18 protein-coding genes are annotated in these 20,899 nt (G+C 42.9%); 12 read left to right on the forward strand and 6 right to left on the reverse strand.

What is annotated here, in order from left to right:
* The first annotated feature begins 159 nt into the window (after positions 1–159).
* Positions 160–510, forward strand: coding sequence for a nitrite reductase small subunit NirD (nirD, locus tag ACI2IW_RS12255; protein WP_101204537.1), 351 nt, complete (start codon positions 160–162; stop codon positions 508–510).
* A 139-nt stretch (positions 511–649) separates the two neighbouring features.
* On the opposite strand, the gene ACI2IW_RS12260 is transcribed toward nirD, so the two are convergent.
* The gene (locus ACI2IW_RS12260; RefSeq protein WP_101204536.1) at positions 650–1,477 is read right to left on the reverse strand and encodes a class III extradiol ring-cleavage dioxygenase; all 828 of its coding nucleotides are present in this window, start codon (positions 1,475–1,477) and stop codon (positions 650–652) included.
* Positions 1,478–1,565: 88 nt separating this feature from the next.
* The gene (locus ACI2IW_RS12265) at positions 1,566–2,012 is read right to left on the reverse strand and encodes a DoxX family protein (RefSeq protein ID WP_101204535.1); all 447 of its coding nucleotides are present in this window, start codon (positions 2,010–2,012) and stop codon (positions 1,566–1,568) included.
* 161 nt (positions 2,013–2,173) lie between these two features.
* Here ACI2IW_RS12265 and ACI2IW_RS12270 point away from each other — a divergent pair, with 161 nt between their 5' ends.
* Positions 2,174–3,082, forward strand: coding sequence for a LysR family transcriptional regulator (locus ACI2IW_RS12270; protein ID WP_101204534.1), 909 nt, complete (start codon positions 2,174–2,176; stop codon positions 3,080–3,082).
* Positions 3,083–3,169: 87 nt separating this feature from the next.
* Here the strand turns inward: ACI2IW_RS12270 and ACI2IW_RS12275 are convergent, their stop codons facing one another.
* On the reverse strand, positions 3,170–3,883 hold the full coding sequence (locus tag ACI2IW_RS12275; protein ID WP_101204533.1) for a DUF6977 family protein: 714 nt from the start codon (positions 3,881–3,883) through the stop codon (positions 3,170–3,172).
* 436 nt (positions 3,884–4,319) lie between these two features.
* Here ACI2IW_RS12275 and ACI2IW_RS12280 point away from each other — a divergent pair, with 436 nt between their 5' ends.
* Both ACI2IW_RS12280 and cueR read left to right on the forward strand, forming a co-directional pair.
* On the forward strand, positions 4,320–6,782 hold the full coding sequence (locus ACI2IW_RS12280) for a heavy metal translocating P-type ATPase (RefSeq protein WP_404693805.1): 2,463 nt from the start codon (positions 4,320–4,322) through the stop codon (positions 6,780–6,782).
* A gap of 106 nt (positions 6,783–6,888) precedes the next feature.
* Positions 6,889–7,281 (forward strand): Cu(I)-responsive transcriptional regulator, encoded by a 393-nt coding sequence (cueR, locus tag ACI2IW_RS12285; RefSeq protein ID WP_197101096.1) that lies wholly within the window; start codon positions 6,889–6,891, stop codon positions 7,279–7,281.
* A 221-nt stretch (positions 7,282–7,502) separates the two neighbouring features.
* Here the strand turns inward: cueR and ACI2IW_RS12290 are convergent, their stop codons facing one another.
* The 3 genes from ACI2IW_RS12290 to ACI2IW_RS12300 all read right to left on the reverse strand — a co-directional run bounded on the left by ACI2IW_RS12290 (position 7,503) and on the right by ACI2IW_RS12300 (position 9,743).
* Positions 7,503–8,084, reverse strand: coding sequence for a hypothetical protein (locus tag ACI2IW_RS12290; protein WP_404693806.1), 582 nt, complete (start codon positions 8,082–8,084; stop codon positions 7,503–7,505).
* A gap of 123 nt (positions 8,085–8,207) precedes the next feature.
* Positions 8,208–8,516, reverse strand: a complete 309-nt coding sequence (locus tag ACI2IW_RS12295) for a DUF1272 domain-containing protein (RefSeq protein WP_404693807.1) — start codon at positions 8,514–8,516, stop codon at positions 8,208–8,210.
* A gap of 315 nt (positions 8,517–8,831) precedes the next feature.
* The gene (locus ACI2IW_RS12300; protein ID WP_404693808.1) at positions 8,832–9,743 is read right to left on the reverse strand and encodes a LysR family transcriptional regulator; all 912 of its coding nucleotides are present in this window, start codon (positions 9,741–9,743) and stop codon (positions 8,832–8,834) included.
* Between the two features lie 184 nt (positions 9,744–9,927).
* Between ACI2IW_RS12300 and ACI2IW_RS12305 the strand changes: the two genes are divergently transcribed.
* From ACI2IW_RS12305 to ACI2IW_RS12340, 8 genes are all read left to right on the forward strand, one after another.
* Positions 9,928–10,605, forward strand: coding sequence for a glutathione S-transferase family protein (locus ACI2IW_RS12305; RefSeq protein ID WP_404693809.1), 678 nt, complete (start codon positions 9,928–9,930; stop codon positions 10,603–10,605).
* 127 nt (positions 10,606–10,732) lie between these two features.
* The gene (locus tag ACI2IW_RS12310) at positions 10,733–11,860 is read left to right on the forward strand and encodes a zinc-binding dehydrogenase (RefSeq protein ID WP_404693810.1); all 1,128 of its coding nucleotides are present in this window, start codon (positions 10,733–10,735) and stop codon (positions 11,858–11,860) included.
* A 422-nt stretch (positions 11,861–12,282) separates the two neighbouring features.
* Positions 12,283–13,254, forward strand: coding sequence for a homocysteine S-methyltransferase family protein (locus ACI2IW_RS12315; RefSeq protein WP_404693826.1), 972 nt, complete (start codon positions 12,283–12,285; stop codon positions 13,252–13,254).
* A gap of 10 nt (positions 13,255–13,264) precedes the next feature.
* Entirely contained in the window at positions 13,265–14,590 is a 1,326-nt protein-coding gene (locus tag ACI2IW_RS12320) for a basic amino acid/polyamine antiporter (protein WP_404693811.1), read from the forward strand.
* 939 nt (positions 14,591–15,529) lie between these two features.
* On the forward strand, positions 15,530–17,041 hold the full coding sequence (locus tag ACI2IW_RS12325; protein ID WP_404693812.1) for a glycosyltransferase family 2 protein: 1,512 nt from the start codon (positions 15,530–15,532) through the stop codon (positions 17,039–17,041).
* Between the two features lie 189 nt (positions 17,042–17,230).
* Positions 17,231–18,535, forward strand: a complete 1,305-nt coding sequence (locus tag ACI2IW_RS12330; RefSeq protein ID WP_404693813.1) for a glycosyltransferase — start codon at positions 17,231–17,233, stop codon at positions 18,533–18,535.
* Positions 18,535–19,836 carry a hypothetical protein gene (locus ACI2IW_RS12335; RefSeq protein ID WP_404693814.1) on the forward strand — a complete coding sequence of 434 codons (1,302 nt, stop codon included), beginning with the start codon at positions 18,535–18,537 and terminating at the stop codon, positions 19,834–19,836. Before ACI2IW_RS12330 ends, ACI2IW_RS12335 begins: the two co-directional genes overlap by 1 nt.
* A gap of 46 nt (positions 19,837–19,882) precedes the next feature.
* Complete coding sequence (locus ACI2IW_RS12340) at positions 19,883–20,878, forward strand: glycosyltransferase family 2 protein (protein ID WP_404693815.1); 996 nt, start codon at positions 19,883–19,885, stop codon at positions 20,876–20,878.
* Positions 20,879–20,899: the final 21 nt, after the last annotated feature.

A 20,899-nucleotide genomic window follows, 5' to 3' on the forward strand; every position in this document is an offset into this window, starting at 1 on the left:
TGTTATCACAACAAGCAAGGTGCTGTTTTTTCCACTCATGTTTTTAGACTCAAGTTTTACGACTCATTTTTCTCAAATCATGTTTTGCAAATTGCAGCTTATCACTCACGATTTATCATTCATACAGAGCAATATTATCATCACTAAGGATACCGCCTCATGAACCAACAGACTATTTGTACACTTGACGATATCATTCCTGAAACCGGTGTCTGCGCCCTGATAGATGGCAAACAAATTGCTATCTTTCGTACCAAAGAGAACGATTTATTTGCTCTTGATAACTACGATCCATTCAGTCAAGCCAATGTACTGTCACGGGGGTTGATTGGTGGAACCACGATTACAGATGATACAGGAACAGCAAAAGAAGTGCTTTATGTGGCCTCGCCCATCTATAAACAACGCTTTAACCTAGCTACTGGCCAGTGTTTAGATGATGAGAGTATTGTGCTCAATACTTATAAATTCAAACTTGATGGGAATAATGTGGTGGCAAACTACGAATAATAAGCGACGTTATCTCTAATTTGATATGCCATTAATAATTGCTGTATTAATCTAAGACATCCTTTGATTCTGAGATTCAAAGGATGTTTTATTTTTGACAATTACGCTGAAACACCGTGATCTATGATTTTCAAAATACTTACCCAAACTGAAAAGCTGACAATTGCGTTTTTAGCACTTGCTGGGAGTAAGTCTTTTGGCCTTTATCACGTCCTGCTGCACCCACCGCTATCATAAGCGGTAACAAATGCTCTTCTGCCCCTAACGGATGTGAGTCAAGCGCATGAGGAGCATTTTTCCAATTAGCCAAGGCCGTGAGTCGTTTATTCGAATCTGCTGATTCTACAGTGTTCGTTAGCCATTCATCAAAACGCTCTGACGGTTCAGTAAAACTGGTATCGCCATAACCGCGCATATTATGAAAGCTCATGCCGCTACCGATGATTAGCACACCCTCTGTACGCAATGACGCCAATGCCTGACCAGCAGCCAAATGCGCTTGTGGGTCTAAATCATGACGCAGGGATAGTTGGACCACTGGAATATCCGCCTCAGGGAACATTAGCTTGAGCGGTATAAATACCCCGTGATCAAACCCACGCTCCGCATCTTGTTTATTGCTTACCCCTGCCTCTGTCAGTAGACTACTGACTTTCTCCGCCAATGCTGGTGCGCCTGAGGCTGGATAAGTCAAACTGTAAGTATGTTCAGGAAAGCCATAATAATCATAAATGAGATCAGGTTGCTTACTAGCGGTGATACTAAATTCAGCTGTCTGCCAATGTGCACTAATGATTAAGATAGCCTTTGGTCGCTCAGGCAAACGAGCAGAAATGCTCTTTAAAAACGTTGCCATCTCATACCACGTATCCGCTGGTTGCCAATCCATGAAAAAGCACGGCCCTGCACCATGCGGTATAAACAATACAGGCTGGCTAACTGACTCATTAGATAGAAGTGTTATCATGGCTTTCCCCTTGTTGCTTTTCTTAAATGGCTCTAATTAAACAGCTTTATTCACGAAAATTGAATAAAGCTATTTACAACTATAAAACCTATCCTAATTTTTCTGACAATACCTTATCCATACTGAAGGAACCGCCACCTTGGATGGCTAGAGCAAGCGAAGCCACCATCAATGTTAGCGCGTATTCATAACCACCATTATCAGCGAACAGCCCATTACTGATATGGACAGAAAAAATAGCCACCAACATGGTAAAAGCTGCGGCTAAAGCGGCCGGTCTGGTTAGCAAACCTAATACCATAGCCAGACCACCGAAGAACTCAGCACCGCCTGCGAGTATTGCCATCAGGTAGCCAGGCTCCATACCCATACTGCTTAACCATTGAGCCGTACCTGCCAGTCCGTTACCACCGAACCAACCAAATAATTTTTGGGCGCCATGGGCTGCTAAAATTAGGCCAACGGGTACACGAAGAACTAAGGCCGCTGCTCCAGCTTTTGATGTCAAAATAGTATTTAATAGTGATGATTTCATTGATGCTCACTCCATAACGTATGATTAGAATAAATAGTGTCGAAAATGATATAGGCACACTTTACTATCAACGCTATAAAAGAGTAAGATCAGTTATATTGAATAATTATCAACATACTGTTTATAATGGATTTGATATCGAGAGAATTATAGGGACAGATATGGATAGAATCGATGCCATGCGTGCTTTTGTCGCGGTAGTGACAGAAGGCAGCTTTAGTAAGGCGGCAATTACGATGCAGCTCTCGCCGCAGCTAGTAAGCAAGTATGTAGCAAAGCTAGAGGAGGAACTACATACTCGCCTGCTCAACCGTACTACACGCAAAGTCAGCCTGACAGAAGCTGGCAGTCAATACTTTACACACGCGCAGCAGATTTTATTGAGTATTGATGAGATGGCATCGCAGTTAGGCGGCTTACAGCAGCATCCCAAAGGCGTCCTGCGCATCAGTGCGCCCGTCTCCTTTGCCTTAAAGCATATGGCAAAACTCATCACTGATTTTCAGGAGCGCTATCCGTCAGTTACCGTTGATCTGCAGTTGAGTGATCGAAAAGTAGATATCGTTGAAGAAGGGTTTGATATTGCCCTGCGTATCGGACAGCTCCAAAGCTCATCGCTTATCGCCAAGCAGATTGCTCCGATTCGCGTGGTGCTATGCGCCTCGCCTGAGTACCTCAAAGCTCATGGCACCCCTAAGCAACTTGAGGATTTAGAGTCGCATCGCTATTTGCATTATAGCTATATGAATGTAGAAACTAAGGGTCAAATCTACAAATACCTAAAGACCAAACAATTCAAAGAACGTAGCGTTTTCCATAGTAATAATGGTGACGTACTCGTTGAAGCAGCTATTGCAGGCGGAGGATTGATATTACAGCCAACTTTTATTGCTAGCGAAGCATTAAGTACTGGTAAGTTGGTTGTAGTGTTGCCAGAATATGAACCTAGCCCTTTGGGGTTGTATGCAGTCTATGCCCATAGAAAACTACTACCTCACAAAGTCAGATGCTTTATCGACTTTATGACCAACTACTATGGCACGCCGCCGTATTGGGATGAGAATATATAGCTCTAAATATAGAGAAATAAAAAAGCCACGACACATTATGTATCGTAGCTTTCGGTTCAAGCAAACTTAAGCGATCTAATTTGACGATTAGATCCAACCTTCTTCTAATAGGTGCTCAGTATTGCTGATTTTAAAATTATTGCATAAGTCATAGAATGCCATTGGGTCTTCAACATTATCGAGCAATTCTCGTTTATGCAGCGCCACAAATAACGCTAACGCATACGCCGCGCTATGAATAGATTTTTTAGGATTAAAGGTAATATCAGTGAAGCCCTGATATTGAATCACTTCTTCATGCAGCTGAGGATTTTGCTTGAGCGCATTCACGTACAGCCAATCATAAAATGTCGTTAAGGGCTCTACGCCCCATTCCATTCCAAAGTAATTGTAGCCAATGAGCTCGCCCGAAGTCATCAATCGCTCATCCTTTCGGGCTTGTCTTGGCGGCGCAGTCAGCAAATCCGTGTAAGGACCACCATCTTCAAAAACCATACTGGCTTGAAAAGCATTTTCGACACTATATGGATTGTCATCATGCTCATCAGTAATTTTTAAGCTAAACGGGCTTAATGGAAAACTCAGCTTATTACCAGATTTGCTAGACAGCTCTAACACATGCTTAAACCCATACTTTTTACGAATGACTTGTTGTAAGTCATTGATGGATTTTTTCTTTTGTCTGGTCGCAAATCCCACATGCCGCTCAAACATAACCATATCCGTTTTTACCAAATTGTCACTGTTGACTTTGGGCATGAATACAGGTCTTTGTTCTATCGTATTTGGTACTTCTTCCATAGTGATGTGCCTTAATATCAATGGTCTTGTATAAATGTTTTATGTTAACGGTGCTGATATCACCTGCTATTGACGTTGTACTCTGTCATTGCTAGCAGCATTTCTTATTATTGGTATTTTCTTCGCTAGCAGTCAAATACAGTGAATTGATCTAGAGCTATCGAGAGTTATCGAACCCTATCAGCGCTCGCTGGGCAGTTTATCTTATTATCAGTCATTTATCCTGCCCTATTTTAGAATTAATGCCGCCATACCTTCAACAATAAACCATAATCGAGCTATTTTGTATTCAACGATAAATATAAGACGCTACTATAAACGGGTTTAAAAGTATTTAAAGAAATCTGCTTGACCTTACCATGATGTCAACCTATATGCTGTCACTATAGATTTGAAAATAAGATTAAAAATATAGTTAAAAACGACAGAGGTTGTTATGAAAACAAAAAATACTAAAGCCCCTATTTATCAAGAAATACTGAGCATTGAAGGCATGAGTTGCGCGTCTTGTGTTGGGCGTATCGAAAAACAATTAAAAAATATTGAGCATGTTGAAAATGCCGAGGTAAACCTTGCCACTGAACAGGCGACTGTTTACTCATCTCAGCCTTTAGATGTAGCCCAGTTAAACAAAGCGGTAGAGCGCGCAGGTTATAAGGTGACTGAAACCAAGCCTATCGAGCTATCTATAGAAGGCATGAGCTGTGCCTCTTGCGTTGGACGAGTAGAAAAATCCTTGGCCAAAGTCGCTGGCGTGCAACAAGCTACTGTAAACCTTGCGACTGAACGCGCTTGGATTAAAGGCGATGCTCAAATACAAACGAGCGACTTAATTGAGGCCGTTAAAAAAGCGGGCTACGAGGCCAAACTGGTAGAACAAGATCAAAGTGATCGACAAGATAAAAAAGCCTCAGAGCAAAATCAGCTTAAACGAGATTTAGGGCTTTCTGCGCTGTTGTCACTGCCCGTATTCATTCTAGCAATGGGCTCGCATATGATTCCAGCCTTTCATATGTGGGTAGTGAATAACCTCGGCACTCAGCAAAGTTGGCTGATACAGTTTGTCTTGACCACACTGGTACTACTCTTTCCAGGTCAACGCTTTTATCAAAAAGGCGTGCCAGCCTTATTGCGTTTTGCGCCAGATATGAATTCGCTAGTGGCGATTGGTACCGTCGCAGCATATGGCTTTTCTCTCATAGCGACCTTTATCCCGCAAGCGTTACCTGAAGGCACGGTGCACGTCTATTACGAAGCCGCTGCTATGATTGTGAGCTTGATTTTATTAGGACGCTATTTTGAAGCAAAGGCTAAAGGTCGTACTTCTGGGGCCATTCAGCATTTAGTGGGCATGCAGGCAAAAACGGCCCGTGTACATCAAGATGGCAAAGTCATTGAGGTCCCTGTAGAAGATGTCACCGCACAAATGATCGTTGAGATTCGCCCAGGAGAGCGTGTGCCTATCGATGGCGAGGTGGTTGACGGTCACAGTTATATTGATGAATCTATGATTACTGGTGAACCTGTTCCTGTGAAAAAACAAGCAGGCGATCAAGTGGTCGGCGGTACTATCAATCAAAACGGTACCGTGAATATTCGAGCAACGGCCATTGGTGAAGATTCGGTATTGGCGCAAATCATTCGTATGGTAGAACAAGCCCAAGGCTCTAAATTACCAATTCAAGCATTGGTGGATAAAGTCACCCTGTGGTTTGTACCAGCGGTGATGTTTTTATCAGCATTGACCTTTATAGTTTGGTTGATTTTTGGCCCTGACCCTGCCTTGACCTTTGGCTTAATCAATGCGGTTGCCGTGCTCATTGTGGCCTGCCCTTGTGCAATGGGATTGGCCACTCCCACCTCTATTATGGTCGGTACGGGTCGTGGCGCCGAATTGGGTGTGCTATTCCGTAAAGGTGAAGCGCTACAAATGCTTCAGGACGTGAGCGTGGTTGCCGTTGATAAAACAGGCACATTGACTGAAGGCAAACCTACCTTAACGGATTTTCAAGTCCAACAAGGATTTGAGAAAGAACAAGTCTTACGTGTGGTGGCATCGGTTGAAGCAAAATCTGAGCATCCCATTGCCTTAGCCATTGTACAAGCAGCAGAGCAACAGAATATTCAACTGCTTCCTATCACTGACTTTGAGGCGATGACAGGTTTGGGTATTCAAGCAAACGTGGCAGGCCAAGTGATTCATATTGGCGCAGATCGTTATATGCAACAATTAGGGCTTGATGTCGCGCCTTTTAAACAAGATGCGCTACGTTTGGGGCAAGAAGGTAAAACCCCACTCTATGTCTCTATTGACCAGCAGTTGGCTGCTATCATCGCCGTTGCAGATCCTATTAAAGAGACGACTCATGCCGCCATCGCCGCACTACATCAGTTGGGCTTAAAAGTGGCTATGATTACAGGTGATAATCGCCATACCGCCCAAGCGATTGCCGCAAAATTAAATATTGATCAGGTAGTGGCAGAAGTATTGCCCGAAGGCAAAGTGGATGCAATACGCCAGTTGCAAGAGCAATATGGCCGAGTGGCATTTGTTGGTGATGGTATCAATGATGCCCCTGCATTGGCTCAATCCGATGTTGGTTTGGCCATTGGTACAGGCACAGACGTTGCGATTGAGGCGGCTGAAGTGGTGCTAATGTCAGGTAGTCTGCAAGGCGTGCCTACCGCGATTGCCTTGAGTAAAGCCACCATCAGTAATATAAGACAAAATCTGGCTTGGGCGTTTATTTATAATGTTGCTTTGATTCCGATTGCCGCAGGTGTCTTGTATCCCGCATTTGGTATTCTGCTCTCACCCATTTTTGCGGCAGGTGCCATGGCACTCTCTTCTGTTTTCGTATTGGGTAATGCGTTACGCCTCAAGTACTTTAAAGTATAGTCAGCGAACTACTAAACCGCTACAGAGTAAATATAGAATCGTAAAGCATATCCATATAGGGTTTAAACATTAATGCTTAAGCCCTTTCTAGGTTAGGAGGAGAAATATGAATATTGGTCAAGCATCAAAGCAATCAGGTATCTCTACCAAAATGATTCGCTACTATGAGCAGATTGGCTTGCTAGAAACCGTAAATCGCTCGAACTCAGGTTATCGCTTATATTCTAAAGACGATATAGACGATTTATGCTTTTTAAGACATTCTCGTGACTTAGGATTCTCATCCAAGCAAATGAAAGAACTACTATATCTGCGCAAAAATGCCAACCGTCAGAGTGCAGATGTTAAGCAACTGACACAAGAGCATATCGAAACGCTGAATCAAAAAATTGCCCAATTGCAGGAGATGGTCAATTCGCTACAGAACTCTTTTGATCATTGTGCAGGCGATGACAATGCAGACTGCGCTATTCTGGATGATCTTGGGCAAGCCAAATAGAGCTTTTAACGAGCACTTCTCTACGAAGACATTCTCGGTTATGTTGTTTTTTCACATCATTAAAAGAGAAGTGAGTATGCATACTGTTCAAGTATTGACAGTCAGCTTAGTGCCCATAGTGGTCGGTGGTAACACAGTCATAAGTTGTGAGTATTATCTGGCTCAAATGTGTAGTGAATCAGAACCGAGAAAACTGTTAGCAGTTCCGCTTCAAATGCTTGTTATATCCCGTTTTTAATAGACTCTACTTGTGTGTTTAATATATTCCGCATCATTATAAGCGAGAACTTTACGCCATCTTTTTCGGAAAGAATCTCGCTTAAATATATTTTTTTATCATCATATTGTTCTGGAAAATTGATACTTATATATGTCATTTTTTTCTTCTCAGCTTCCCAGAATCTATACTTTATTTCGGTATGACCAGCGTACTTTTGGAGAAAGCGATCAATGGTTAACCCTTCTTTCTGCCAATTTACTAAGCCTTTTGTTAACCAAACCTCATTCCAACTCTCAAACAAGGGAAAGTGAGCAAAAGTATTTCTAATAAATTTAAACAATGGGCCACCAATTTCAGATTCCATTGGAGGTCTTTGTTTCTTAATTGCCTCAAGAACATACTTAAAGGGCTCATAAGCTAGTAACTCTGCATAAACTGAAAATAGGTTAATCACTTTGCTAAAACGATACCAGTCTTCTTGTTCCCAAAATGAGTCTTCAATTATTTCATCGGCAAGATCATAAAACCTATTGTAAGCAAGTCTTAAAAAAACTTCTTCTTGTGATGTAGGTCGCAAATCCATGAAAGAGAACTCCTAGAAACATAACGCCGGGTTAAACTGCAAAAAACATGTGTTAGCATTTTGAGCGAAGCCGAACCAACCTTTTTATTTCCGTTTAAACTGCTTGTTATATGAATGTATTAATCATCGATCTTCAGGTTTTGTGTGTTTAACTTTTGCTGAGAACTCTTTGAGTTCTTCAATGCTATATTTGGTATGTACTCTTTCAATTGAAGGAGGCTGATGGTTGATACTTAAACCTATACGTCTAGCCATTTTAGGTCGAATAGGTCGAGGAACAAAACCACCGCCACAATTTGGGCATACATTTTCTAGTATTTCATTTACACATGTAACGCAAAAAGTGCATTCGTATGTGCAAATCATTGCTTCGGTAGAATCTGGTATTAAGTCTTTATCACAACATTCACAATTAGGTCTAATTTCTAGCATATATCAACTCCATTTTAATTCACCTAGGGCTTGTTTCTTGGGCTACAGAGCGTAAGTCGTGTGGCAGCCCATAGCAGCTACTTGTTATATTTTGATGCCTACCAATTAATGATTAATGGCAAAACTGGTCGTAAGTCTTCAGATAATCCACTACGCTTATTATCAGGAGATCTCAACTTTCTTGCTAGCCCATTATTCGACTCTTTACTATCACGTACGTATAGTATTTCGAGAATCTTAGCCCACGCCTATGCGGATTAGACTAGCAGAAAATCTAACTAGTACGAATTAATTATAAAATTTCTGCTTAGGCTATTATTTTATACTTCCTACTTTTATCCTCTCAACCAAGAAATCGACGGCGGCTTTTACCTTAGGCACTAGATAGCGCTGCTTTTGATACAGCAGATATACGGCCATATCAGCGTGCTGCGTGATTGCTAATGGATGCTCAAATTTAATCTCTTGCAATGCGCCTGACTCAAGATATGAGGATAGTGCCCATCGAGTGGACATCAAAACCCCTTCACCATCACAAGCCTTTTTTGCTAGCCATGGTCCATTGTTTGAAATTGCCACTGCAGGTCCTGAGACATCATGCCACTGATCGTCCACATAGCAGAGCCAAGGCGTTGGCCCGTTTGGCGCTTTGAAATACAGACCTTTATGTTCTTTTAACGCCATTACATGATTAGGTGCACCATGCATCTCTAAATAACTGGGCGATGCAACCGGAATAAACCCATTGTCCATTAGCCTAATGGCAAGCACTCGCTCATTTGGCGCATAGCCACCGCGAATCGCAATATCGACATCGTCACGTCCTAATGCTGATGGCTCATCACTGAGACTGACATCTAGCACAATCTCTGGATACAACTCACCAAACTCATCCAACAGTGGTAGCAGTATTTTTTCACCGAAACCCACCATAGAGCTGATGCGTAACCGCCCCATTGGCGTCGTTTGATAACTGCGTACTGTTTCTTTGCTTTGCTCGAGCTGATCTAGTACTTGCTGCATATCGTCGTAATAGACCTGCCCTACTTCGGTCAATTTAACGATTCGAGTCGAGCGCTTTAACAGTGTCGCGCCCAAGCTCTTTTCTAAATCAGATACCCGTCTCGATAGTGAGGATGGCGGTACTTTGAATGCATTTGCGGCCTTAGTAAAACTGCCCGTTTCTACGACTTTGCTGAAGTACTTGATGGCACGTAATTGATCCAACTGACCTCTCCATTTAGGTGAATATTTGAGTATTCTCGCCTTATTATTGTCTTAAAAGCAATAGTGATTCACGTTATTCCTTATATATAACCACATTAAAACCAGTAATAATGTGTTTAACTTAAACGTTGCAATGAAAACACGATTAAAAATAACTTTTACGTCAACAATGGAAGAATGACTTATGATTACTTTGCACGGCTTTGCTGCAAGCAACTATTACAACATAGTAAAACACGCTCTTTTATATAAGGGCGTTCCATTTCAAGAGAACCTTTTGTACGCTGGTAGTGATGATCTACTAACCGTTAGTCCAGTGGGTAAAGTACCTGCGATCACCATGCCTGACGGTTTTAATCTGTCGGAATCTAACGTGATTTGTGACTTTTTGGAAGAAACCTATCCTGAAAAGCCACTATATCCTACCGATGCAGCAGAACGCGCGACTGTACGTCAGATTATGAAAATAGCAGAGCTGTATTTTGAGCTACCAAGCCGTCGTCTGATTCCATATGTGTTTTCTGGTACTCAAGCACCTAACGCAATCAAAGAGGAAGTCCGTCAAGTATTGGGCCGCGGTATTATTGCCATGAATCGCTTATGTAAATTTTCGCCTTGGATTGCAGGCGAGCAATTCACCATGGCTGACATCTATGTGCATCACGTCAACACTATTGTCAACGCTTTTGGCGCGACTCAGCTTGAGTGGGATGTACTGGCAGAAGTGGACGGCATGAAAGAATGGAACAAAGCCATGAGTGAAACCGACATTGCAAAAAGCGTTCAGGCAGACAGTCAAGCAAACATGCCTGAGTTTATGCAACACGTTAAAGCTCTAATCCAAGCCGCAAACGCTAAATAACATATGACAGTGTGGCCACTAAAAATGAGCCATGTTAAGAAAACTACTAAAGCTCAATAACCTAAAGAACGACCAATGCCGTAAAGGGATTGGTCTAAAAATCCAACTATTTGCAGGAGCAAACCTTATGACCGATAAAAATAAACAACTGGTTTCAACCATCAGTGATGACAACAAATTAACCCTGTCTTTAAAAGACATCGAGATGCCGCAACCCGGTGCTGACGAAGTTGTCGTTCGCATGGAAGCCATGCCATTGAACCCCTCTGACTTTGGTGTGATGTTCAGCGCCGCTGATATGTCAACCGCTGTACAATCAGGCACTGATGACAGCCCGATCATTACTGCTGATGTGCCTGCGAAATTCATGCCATCACTCAAAACGCGGGTAAATAAAGACACGCCTGTCGGCAATGAAGGCGCTGGTACAGTCGTCGCAGCAGGCTCATCAGAAGCCGCACAATCACTCATGGGCAAAATGGTTGCGGTGATTGGTGGCGGTACATATCGTCAATACCACTGTGTCAATGTAAGAAGCTGCATAGAAATGCAAGACGGCACGACAGCTACCGAGGCCGCATCGTCTTTTGTAAACCCGCTCACCTCACTGGCAATGGTCGAAACCATGCGCGCTGAAGGCCACAAAGCCATCGTACATGCAGCAGCCGCTTCGAGCCTTGGCCAAATGCTAAACCGTATCTGTATGGCAGACGGCGTTGATTTGGTGAATATCGTCCGTAAAGACTCGCAAGAAGAGCTATTGCGCGATATGGGCGCAAAATATGTGGTGAACTCAAGCAGCGAGACATTCCTTGCTGATTTGACCACCGCGATTACTGAAACAGGCGCTACGATTTCGTTTGACCCTATCGGTGGCGGTAAGCTCACCAGCGATATTCTAAACTGTATGGAAGCAGCTATTACTCGTGACGTAGAAGAATACAGCGTCTATGGCTCAAATACCTTTAAACAAGCTTATATTTATGGCGCCTTAGACCGTGGTCCGATCACCTTAAACCGTAACTTTGGTTTTGCGTGGGGTGTGAATGGATTCTTATTGTTCAATGCACTTGGCAAACTTGGTAGTGAAACGGTTCAGTCCATGCGCAAACGCGTGGCAGAAGAAATCACCACCACCTTTGCGAGCAGCTATACGCATGAAGTGACCCTAGAGGAAGCGCTACAGTTAAAATCAATCGCCGCTTATGGCAAACAGGCGACTGGTGAGAAATACTTGATAAAGCCTCAAGTCTAATTGCAAATTAAAGAACAGTTAAAAAAAGCAGATATCTATGATGTCTGCTTTTTTATGTCTAACTAAAAGTCATCGCCACTTCGCATTTACTCACAATTTGTATAGACCTCAACGAGAAAATCTTGCCCTGACGACACCGAAATCAGGCAATCAGATGCCAAAAGTAATCAATTAACATTATTACTAAACTTTTGGTTGCATCTACTCCTTATTACGCCTAGTATTTCGTCCCTTTAAATAACGCTATTTCTCAAAATATAGCTGATTCAGTTTGAAAGAGAGACAAGGCAACCGAGCGCAGATGTAACTGTGATACTTCAAGTGAGGTTAACGCTGTCACTCTTTTATAGAGAATTGACTATAGAGTCTTAGTAGATGTACCTATTCACTATAAAGAGGGACTTATTATGTCAATTGACGCAATCACAATTATTGACGGCGGCTTGGGTCGAGAGCTAGCCAAGCGTGGCGCACCATTTCGTCAGCCTGAGTGGTCGGCGCTAGCAATGATAGAAGCGCCTGAGATCGTCCGTGACGTGCATCGCGCTTTTATCCAAAGCGGTGCAGCGGTCATCACCACCAACAGCTATGCGCTCGTACCCTTTCATATTGGCGAAGCGCGTTTTGCCAATCAAGCGCAAGCATTGGCTACCTCAGCAGGCGAGATGGCGCGCGCTGCGGTCGAGATGGAAGGCCGCGACACTAAGATTGCAGGTTCAATCCCGCCGCTATTTGGCTCATATCGTGCCGACTTGTTTGACGCGGATCACGTGGAAGATATCGCCACGCCACTTATCAAAGGTTTGAGCGAATATGTGGATTTTTGGCTGGCAGAAACCCAAAGCTTAATCGCTGAATCTGTCGCTGTTCGCGAGCTACTGGACACGCTCGATACTGACAATAAGCCATTATGGGTTTCATTCACCCTAGAAGACAGCGAGGATCTCGATGTACCCCGCCTACGCTCAGGTGAGACGGTAGAAGAAGCCGTTACCAAAATGGCGGATATCAATGTAGAAGCGATCTTATTTAACTGCTGTCAGCCAGAAGTGATTGAACAAGCGCTTGATGTAGCGCAAAGCGTGTTGCAAGACAAGGATGCCGCGCACATCAAACTTGGTGCATATGCCAACGCCTTTCCACCACAGCCAAAAGACGCTACAGCGAATGATGGCCTCGATGAAGTGCGCGATGACCTAACCCCGCCTGCATACTTGGTCTGGGCAAAAAAATGGCAAACCCAAGGCGCATCACTGATTGGCGGTTGCTGCGGTATTGGCCCTGAACACATTCAAGAATTGAGCCAGCATTTCACAAGCACTTTGACAACAGGTACTTTAACAACAGGTACTTTGACGACAGGTACTTTGACGACAGGCACCTCAACAAAATAGAGATCGCACGATGCAAAATGGACAAAAAATTGGGCTAACCATGCTCACTGCCATCGTGTTTAGCTCGATGGTCGGTGCGGGTATTTTTAGCCTACCGCAAAACATGGCCGAAGTGGCAGGCGTGAACGCCATCATTACCGCATGGATCATCACCGGCGTAGGTATTTTGTTCCTCGCGGGCTGCTTTTTGCATTTGTCACGCCTCAAGCCTGAACTGGATGGCGGTATTTATACCTATGCTAAAACAGGGTTTGGCGATTTGGCAGGCTTCTTTTCGGCATGGGGTTACTGGCTGTGTGCGACGATTGGTGTGGTCGGTTACTTGGTCGTGGCGTTTGCCGCGCTGGGTAGCTTTATTGATACACCAACCAGTATTGTTTTTGGTGAAGGCAACACGCTGTGGGCGCTAGTCGGTGAATCTATCATCTTATGGCTGGTACATTATTTGGTACTGCGCGGCGTCAAGCAAGCGGCCTTTATCAACTTGCTGGCGACCTTGGCAAAAAGCTTACCGCTCATTGCTTTTATTGTGTTTGCCTATTATGCCTTTGATATGAAGACTTTTAACGCCGACCGCGCGGGAACGACTTTGGACGTGCCATTTATGGAGCAGGTCAAAGGGACAATGCTGATCACCCTATGGGTATTTACGGGTATCGAGGGCGCGATTGTCTTATCACAGCGTGCCAAGAAACGCGCTGATATTGGCCGCGCTACTTATATCGGGGTGTTGTGTGCACTGGTACTGTATGTTGCCATTACCCTGCTCTCTCTCGGGGTCATGAGCCGTGTGGATGTGGCAGCGCTTAGCAACCCATCAATGGCTGGCATCATGGCGCAGATGACGGGCGACGTGGGTAAATGGGTTATCAGTATTGGTCTTATCATCTCGGTATTAGCATCTTACCTGAGCTGGATTCTCTACTCGGCTGAAGTGCCGTTTACCGCGGCGAAGTACAATGCGTTTCCACGTATATTTACCAAGCAAAACGCACAAGGCACGCCAACGGCATCATTACTACTAACCAGTTTGACCGTGCAGCTGTGCTTACTGATGATCTTTTTGACCGGTAAAGGCTATAACACCTTGGTGATTATCTCCACCTCGATGATTTTGATTCCTTACTTTTTAGTCGGGGCGTATTTGGTCAAAGTATCATTTGCACAATCAGAACGCTGGAGCATCAAAGCCATCGGTCTGGGCGCGAGTGTCTATGGTATCTGGCTAATTTATGCTGCTGGCGTGGATAACTTGCTGTTGTCCTTGCTGCTGTATATACCTGGCTTAGCGATTTTTTATTACAGCCGCTATCAATCGCGTCAGCAGTTAACATAATCTAGCTGATCGATAGCTATTTTAATAATGTAAAAGGTCCAAAAAATCATCATTTTTTGGACCTTTTTTAGTGGTGATCAAGGCTTCAGAGCAAAGCCAGTCATATAAACAACCGCAAATATTAAGTATTAGCAAGGAAAAATCACCACCTCATCCCCCTCTTGCCACGGTTGAAACTTAGTCAATAAAGCTTCAAAATTTTATAAAAAAATATATCTTATTGCCGAGACTCTAACTCGATCATCTCAGGGTAATCATTGGCGTACCAGTAACCATTTAATCTATTGCAGACTTTAACCGCGACCGAATAGATAAAGTTGATTTATTATGCGAGTCAACGCTAACAGTCGATCCAGATTATTATCTCGTTCGCAAAAATAATTCGTCATCAACACCAATTATCGACGCTGTCTGGAACTGGTGTGTCACTCATTTAGTACTGGCTTAGTACAGAATTAGCGCTGGTTTGATTTAGTCAGGGCTAGCTAAGTATGAAGTTAATCGTCAATATAAATAATCTAGTCTCAAACTTATTAACGTAGTTAGCTTCTGAGGCTAACTACGATTTTAGTCGTGCTTTTCTGTCTTACTACAGTCGTGCTTCAACGTAATGATGCAGACCTTTCTGCTTTTTTATCCTCATCTCTTTCCTCGTTTTATCTTTTTACTAATTGCCTTAATCAAGAATAAAGTATAGCTACCTACCCTTTTTCAATTCAAAAACGCCCTATTTTTACGCGATTAAAATACTAAGTTTTTATGTCACATTACGTAGACTTACACAGTTAATTCATAATAAACAATTATCGACTAAATTATTACTCAATTTTGTATTAGTATTCATTGGTATCAACCAGCTGATTAAGAGAGCCGTCTTTTCTTACAAGCACGCCAGCCCCTTACACGATTTTACTTGTTGTACCTGCATAAGGACCAGACATGACTGCTAACACACAAGAAGCTCTAACTAGCGCAACACTCAGTTTCCAATTGATGACGCGAGCTGAGCCTCCAGAGTTGGTTATTGCCACGATAAAGTCGTTATTAGCAGTAAAAAAAGCGTGTGACGAGATATTAATTATCGATAATAATAATAAAGAGACGTCGTTATATGAGCCGTTAGCAGCATTTTGCCAAAGCCTAGACGCTGAGTTGAATGTTCATTTTTATCATATTGATCGTGTCGAAGGATTTAAAGCGGGTGCTTTGAACTTGGCACTTGGGTTAATGAGTCCAGACTGTAGTCACATTGTAGTGGTCGATAGTGATTACCAAGCGTTACCACATGCTAGAGCCTCTATTATGCAGGCTATCGCCCAATATCCTGAGCATACCCTACTGCAGTTTCCGCAGTTTTATCGTAATGAAGGACAGCTAGATGCGCATAGCGAGTTGAATCACTATTTCAATCATCATCTGTATCGTCCTTTTAATCGCAATCGCGCCTTATCAACGGGTACTTACGCAGTCATTCGACGCTCAGACCTTTTGAGCATAGGAGGCTGGTCAGGCGCTTCTATCACTGAAGATGCTCAGATGGGCGTGCTTATGCATCGACAAGGTTTTCGCAGTCAGTTTGTGCCAGAAGTCATTGCCACAGGTTTACTACCTAACACACTAGATGACCTAATATGTCAACGCCGACGCTGGATCTACGGCAATATGCAAGTGCTCACGGATTACTTGTCAGTCCCGTACAACTCTCCAGTTCAACATATCTCGCAATCCAAAAGTATGAGAGAACGTCTAGCCTATATACGCGCTCATCTGTCTCAGCTGAGTGCTTGGGTAAATTTCACAGGGTTCTTTACCCTTTTGCATATCTGCTCATTACTGGTAATGGTTGATATGCTTTTGGTAAATAACGCTAACGTGTCGATGCTTATCCCTCTATATGTGGTTTATGCAGGCTATGCATTTTTTATCCTTAGACGTTTATCGGCATATTGCCGTGATCAATCGCCTCTCAATCAACAAGTAGATGACAACCATCAGCCACGTTTTGGTAGAAAAATACGTGCATGGTTGATGCACTTAAATTTTTGGGAGATTGGTGCCTTATCATGGCTTCCGGTGCTGTGGGGACGAGAGAAACCTTTTGTCTGTACGCCAAAACAAAACTATATCCAAAGCCGTCAGTCATTATTCCTTAAGAATATAGCAGCGTTACCAAAACTGCTGTTGGTGCTAAATATCATTACAGCTCTAGTTGTAGCACCGTTTTCATCGCTCTACTCACCAGTACTATTTATCTGTGCAGCAGCAGTCTGTGTTCTCAAACTAAGCGCCGCCAAAGTAGCAATGGATAATTTCTCTGATGCTCGAGCAGACATACCAAGTATGAGTAAGGTTCTAAAACAGACTTTAAAGGTAGCCCATGAAAAAAAGACGACTATCACGACATCTTATGCGACATCTTTATTTAAAGATAAAAAAACCATCGATTCATAAAATTCAGTACTTATAAAATTAGTGCTTATAGGCATATCGATTCGCAAAAACTTGCGATTATATAAGCCAATTTTGAACCAAGGTCATTTTATTGTCTTTTATCGTTTCTATACTAGGTTCCCTATACACCACTCTACTAACCATAACACTTATAGCCATGATGCTTATAACTATAAAGGTCTCAAAAACATGATTAGGTCTTCGAATTCACCGCTACGTATTGCCATTATCGCACATTCACTGTATCCCATTGCCCAGCCTTACGCAGGTGGTCTAGAAATGATTACCCAATTGATTTGTGATGAGTTGGTGGCGCAAGGCCATGAGGTATTGCTTTACGCTCATAAAGATAGCGAGACGAAAGCAACGTTGGTGCCATTATTGACGCGTCATGAGTTTAGTAAGATGGTCTATGATAATGAGCATGAAACGGTCGCCATGGGCCGTGAAGAGATGTACCAATATCTCACTTATCAGATAGCCTTACGAGATATTATCGAACGTGATGAGCGCGGTGAAATTGATATCGTACATAACCACAGTCTGCATCATATTCCGATGATGACAGGCCAAGCGTTTGGCGAAAGGTTTTTTACCACTTTTCATACACCTATTTTTCCACAGTTACGTTTGGCGCTTTTAACACTGCGCTCTGGTACAACCACTCAATTTACAGCGATTAGTAAGCACCAACAGCAGTTATTCGCTGAGTTTGTCCCTTCACAAGTGGTGTATAACGGCATCGATGTCGAATCCTTTATTGCCAATACAGAATCGCTTAATAATACTAATGGTAGCGATGACGAGGTATATTTTTGGTATGGACGTATTTGCCCTGAAAAAGGCACTCATTTAGCCATGCGGTACTGCATGGAAGCTGGAAAAAAACTTATCATTGCAGGACCTAAAAGCAACGAAGACTACTTCAATCAAAAAGTAGCCCCTTTATTATTTAAAGACAGTAAGAGTGGCGATGACAAACTATTCAGTTACGTAGGTCATGTCACCAAGGGCGAGATTAACAATTACTTGTGCCAAGCAACTGCCATGCTATTTACCAGTACTTGGGACGAGCCATACGGATTGACCTTAGCTGAGAGTCTGGCATGTGGCACACCAGTAATTGGTTTCGATGCTGGAGCCAGTGCAGAAATTATTACTCCAGAGACAGGAGTCATCGTACCTAAAAAAGACAAAGCCGCCTTTATCCATGGTTTTTCTACGATTAAAAACATATCACGCCAAGCCTGCCGTGACCGTGCTTTACAGTTTTGTTCAGTATCGGCCATGGTAGACGGCTATCTGGCATTGTATAAAGCAGCGTTAAAAAATAGAACGGTGTTGATAGAAGATAATTCAGAAAGTTATATCAACAGCATCAACAGCTATGGGCTGTCTGATTTAACAAAAGAATCCCTGCAGTTTTTTAATCAAGCCATTCAAGCGCCAGTTGAAACTGATAATGATCTTGTTAGCTTTTCTGAGGGATCGTAATGATTCGTATCGGATATTATGCTCATCATCATGGCTCAGGACACTGCCGACAGGCAGACAAACTGGCTGCGTTGCTACCTAATGACGCAAGAGCACAATTAACGGTATTTACGAGCTTAGATGCAGATAGCTATCGTTTTACCGCTATTGATGAACAACAAATCGTACGCTTAAATGCAGAAGATGAACGCCCCGATGACATACTAGCAGGTCGTGCAGGAGAATATTGGCAACCAGCCAGCCTACATTACTCGCCCGTAGGCAATGGCGACATTCAAAAACGCAGTCACCAAATACTAGATACTATCTTTCAATGTAAGATCGATCTAATGATTATCGATGTCAGCGTTGAGGTGGCAATGCTCTGCCGTGCGGCAAGCGTCCCTTACCTTTACGTTAGGCTTCCAGGTATTCGCGATGATGCGCCACATATAGGTGCTTTTGCTGGCGCGCTTGCCTTACTAGCTCCTTATCCTAAAGCATTAGAGTCTACCCAGACATCTGAGTGGGTCTGTAATAAAACGCTCTATCTTGACTTTATCTACTCTCAAAAAGCTGAGTCATGTACTTATGAGAGCTTTATAGATATTTTGGCAAAATTAAGCGCTAATAGCGAAACTTCTACTCTTAAATCTACAAACCTACTATCTATCGAGGCTAAATTAATAGACAAGTCCGAAACTACAACACCTATTATCACCGTTATTAAAGGCTATGGTGGACATAAAGCGATTGACGAAAAACTACCGGAATTGCGCTCACTGCTACCCAATGCGTTAATTATCTCTCTCGGGCCTATAGACGATGACAAGCGATGTTATGTCGATGTCTCAGCTGAGGTAGATGACGTCACACCATTTATTTGTCATAGCGATTATCTAATGATAGCTTGTGGCCTAAACGCTGTCGCGCAAGCGTATCATTATGATACGCCGCTCATAGTAGTGCCTGATGACAGACCACATAATGAACAAGCCGTCATGGCTGAAGCGTTAGTCACTCAAAATAAAGCGCTAAATTGGCAGCAGTTTAAAACCTTAATGCGCGTCAATGATGATCAACCTGAATCTATTGCCCAAACCATTCATGGCCGAAATAAATCACACCCCACTACTTCAGTTGATAGCATTGAAAAAAATAACAGTGAGGAAGATAGCAGCGAGGAAACCAACATAGCTATGCTAACAGCTGCTCAAGCGTTTATGCATAGCACCACTGATTATCCTACAACTAAGCTTTGGTTTGAAAACTGGTTACTCCCTCGTCTCAACTTAACACCTAAATCAACAATTAAAGACTGACTGATTAAAAATAACAGGCAGCACTATAACGAGGTAAAGACAAGCGATGACCACTCAGCCAACGAGTAACGCGAGTACGACTTCTGATACTGTACCGATGACCGTCATTACGACCTGCTATGGTCGTAATCGTCATCTCTACAACCTACTCAGTAGTCTAGAACATAGTAGTGTAAAGCCAGCCGAAGTCATTATCGTCAACGACGACGCTGACCCCAATCAGTTAGCTGAATTTTCATTAAATATCGTGAAGTTACCGACTACGGTTAAATCAGCTGTGAATGATGGTGACGATACTACAACTACAGAGTTTGATATCGGACATAATCGCAATCTTGGAGCGTTGCAGGCAACTCACGATATGCTGATTTTTTTGGATGTCGATTGTATCGTAGCGCCTACGTTTATTGAGCAAATGTATAAGAAGCTTCTGCAATATCCTAATGCGCTTTTAATGGGTCAACCACGCTATCTAACGCGACCTTTGTCAGTAGAAGAAAATGCACAATTAAAAATTAACCATCTGCCTGTCTCTCTTTTAGACGAGCTGTCTGTATATAACCCTTATCGTTATAATTTTGATGAAGCTGACTCATATCCTACTGAAACAGAGCAAACAGCTATCAAACAAACTGATGATTACGGTGCATTTTGGAGCCTATGCTTCGCTATCAATCGCCAGACTTTTGATAAAATTGGTGGTTTTGACACCCAATATACAGGTTATGGTGCAGAGGATACCGATTTTTCCTTTACAGCACATCGATTAGGTATCGATTTTTACCTCACTGCTGATATCGCTTATCATCAGCAGCACAGTGTCTACCGGCCACCACTCAATCATCTGGACAGTATCATTGTCAATGCCAATCGCTTCTATCAAAAATGGCACTGTTGGCCCATGACAGGATGGCTGTCACAGTTTTCCGATATGGATCTGATTGATTGGACCGAAGAACAGTCATCACTGATAGCCGTACGACGAGAGCCTAGCGATAAAGAGATAAAGCGCGCTCATTGTCCAGACGCTCCCTATGTTTAACTACTTCTAGCTAAACATAGC

The organism is Psychrobacter sp. NPDC078501, assembly GCF_044900935.1.
Classification (GTDB): Bacteria; Pseudomonadota; Gammaproteobacteria; order Pseudomonadales; family Moraxellaceae; genus Psychrobacter.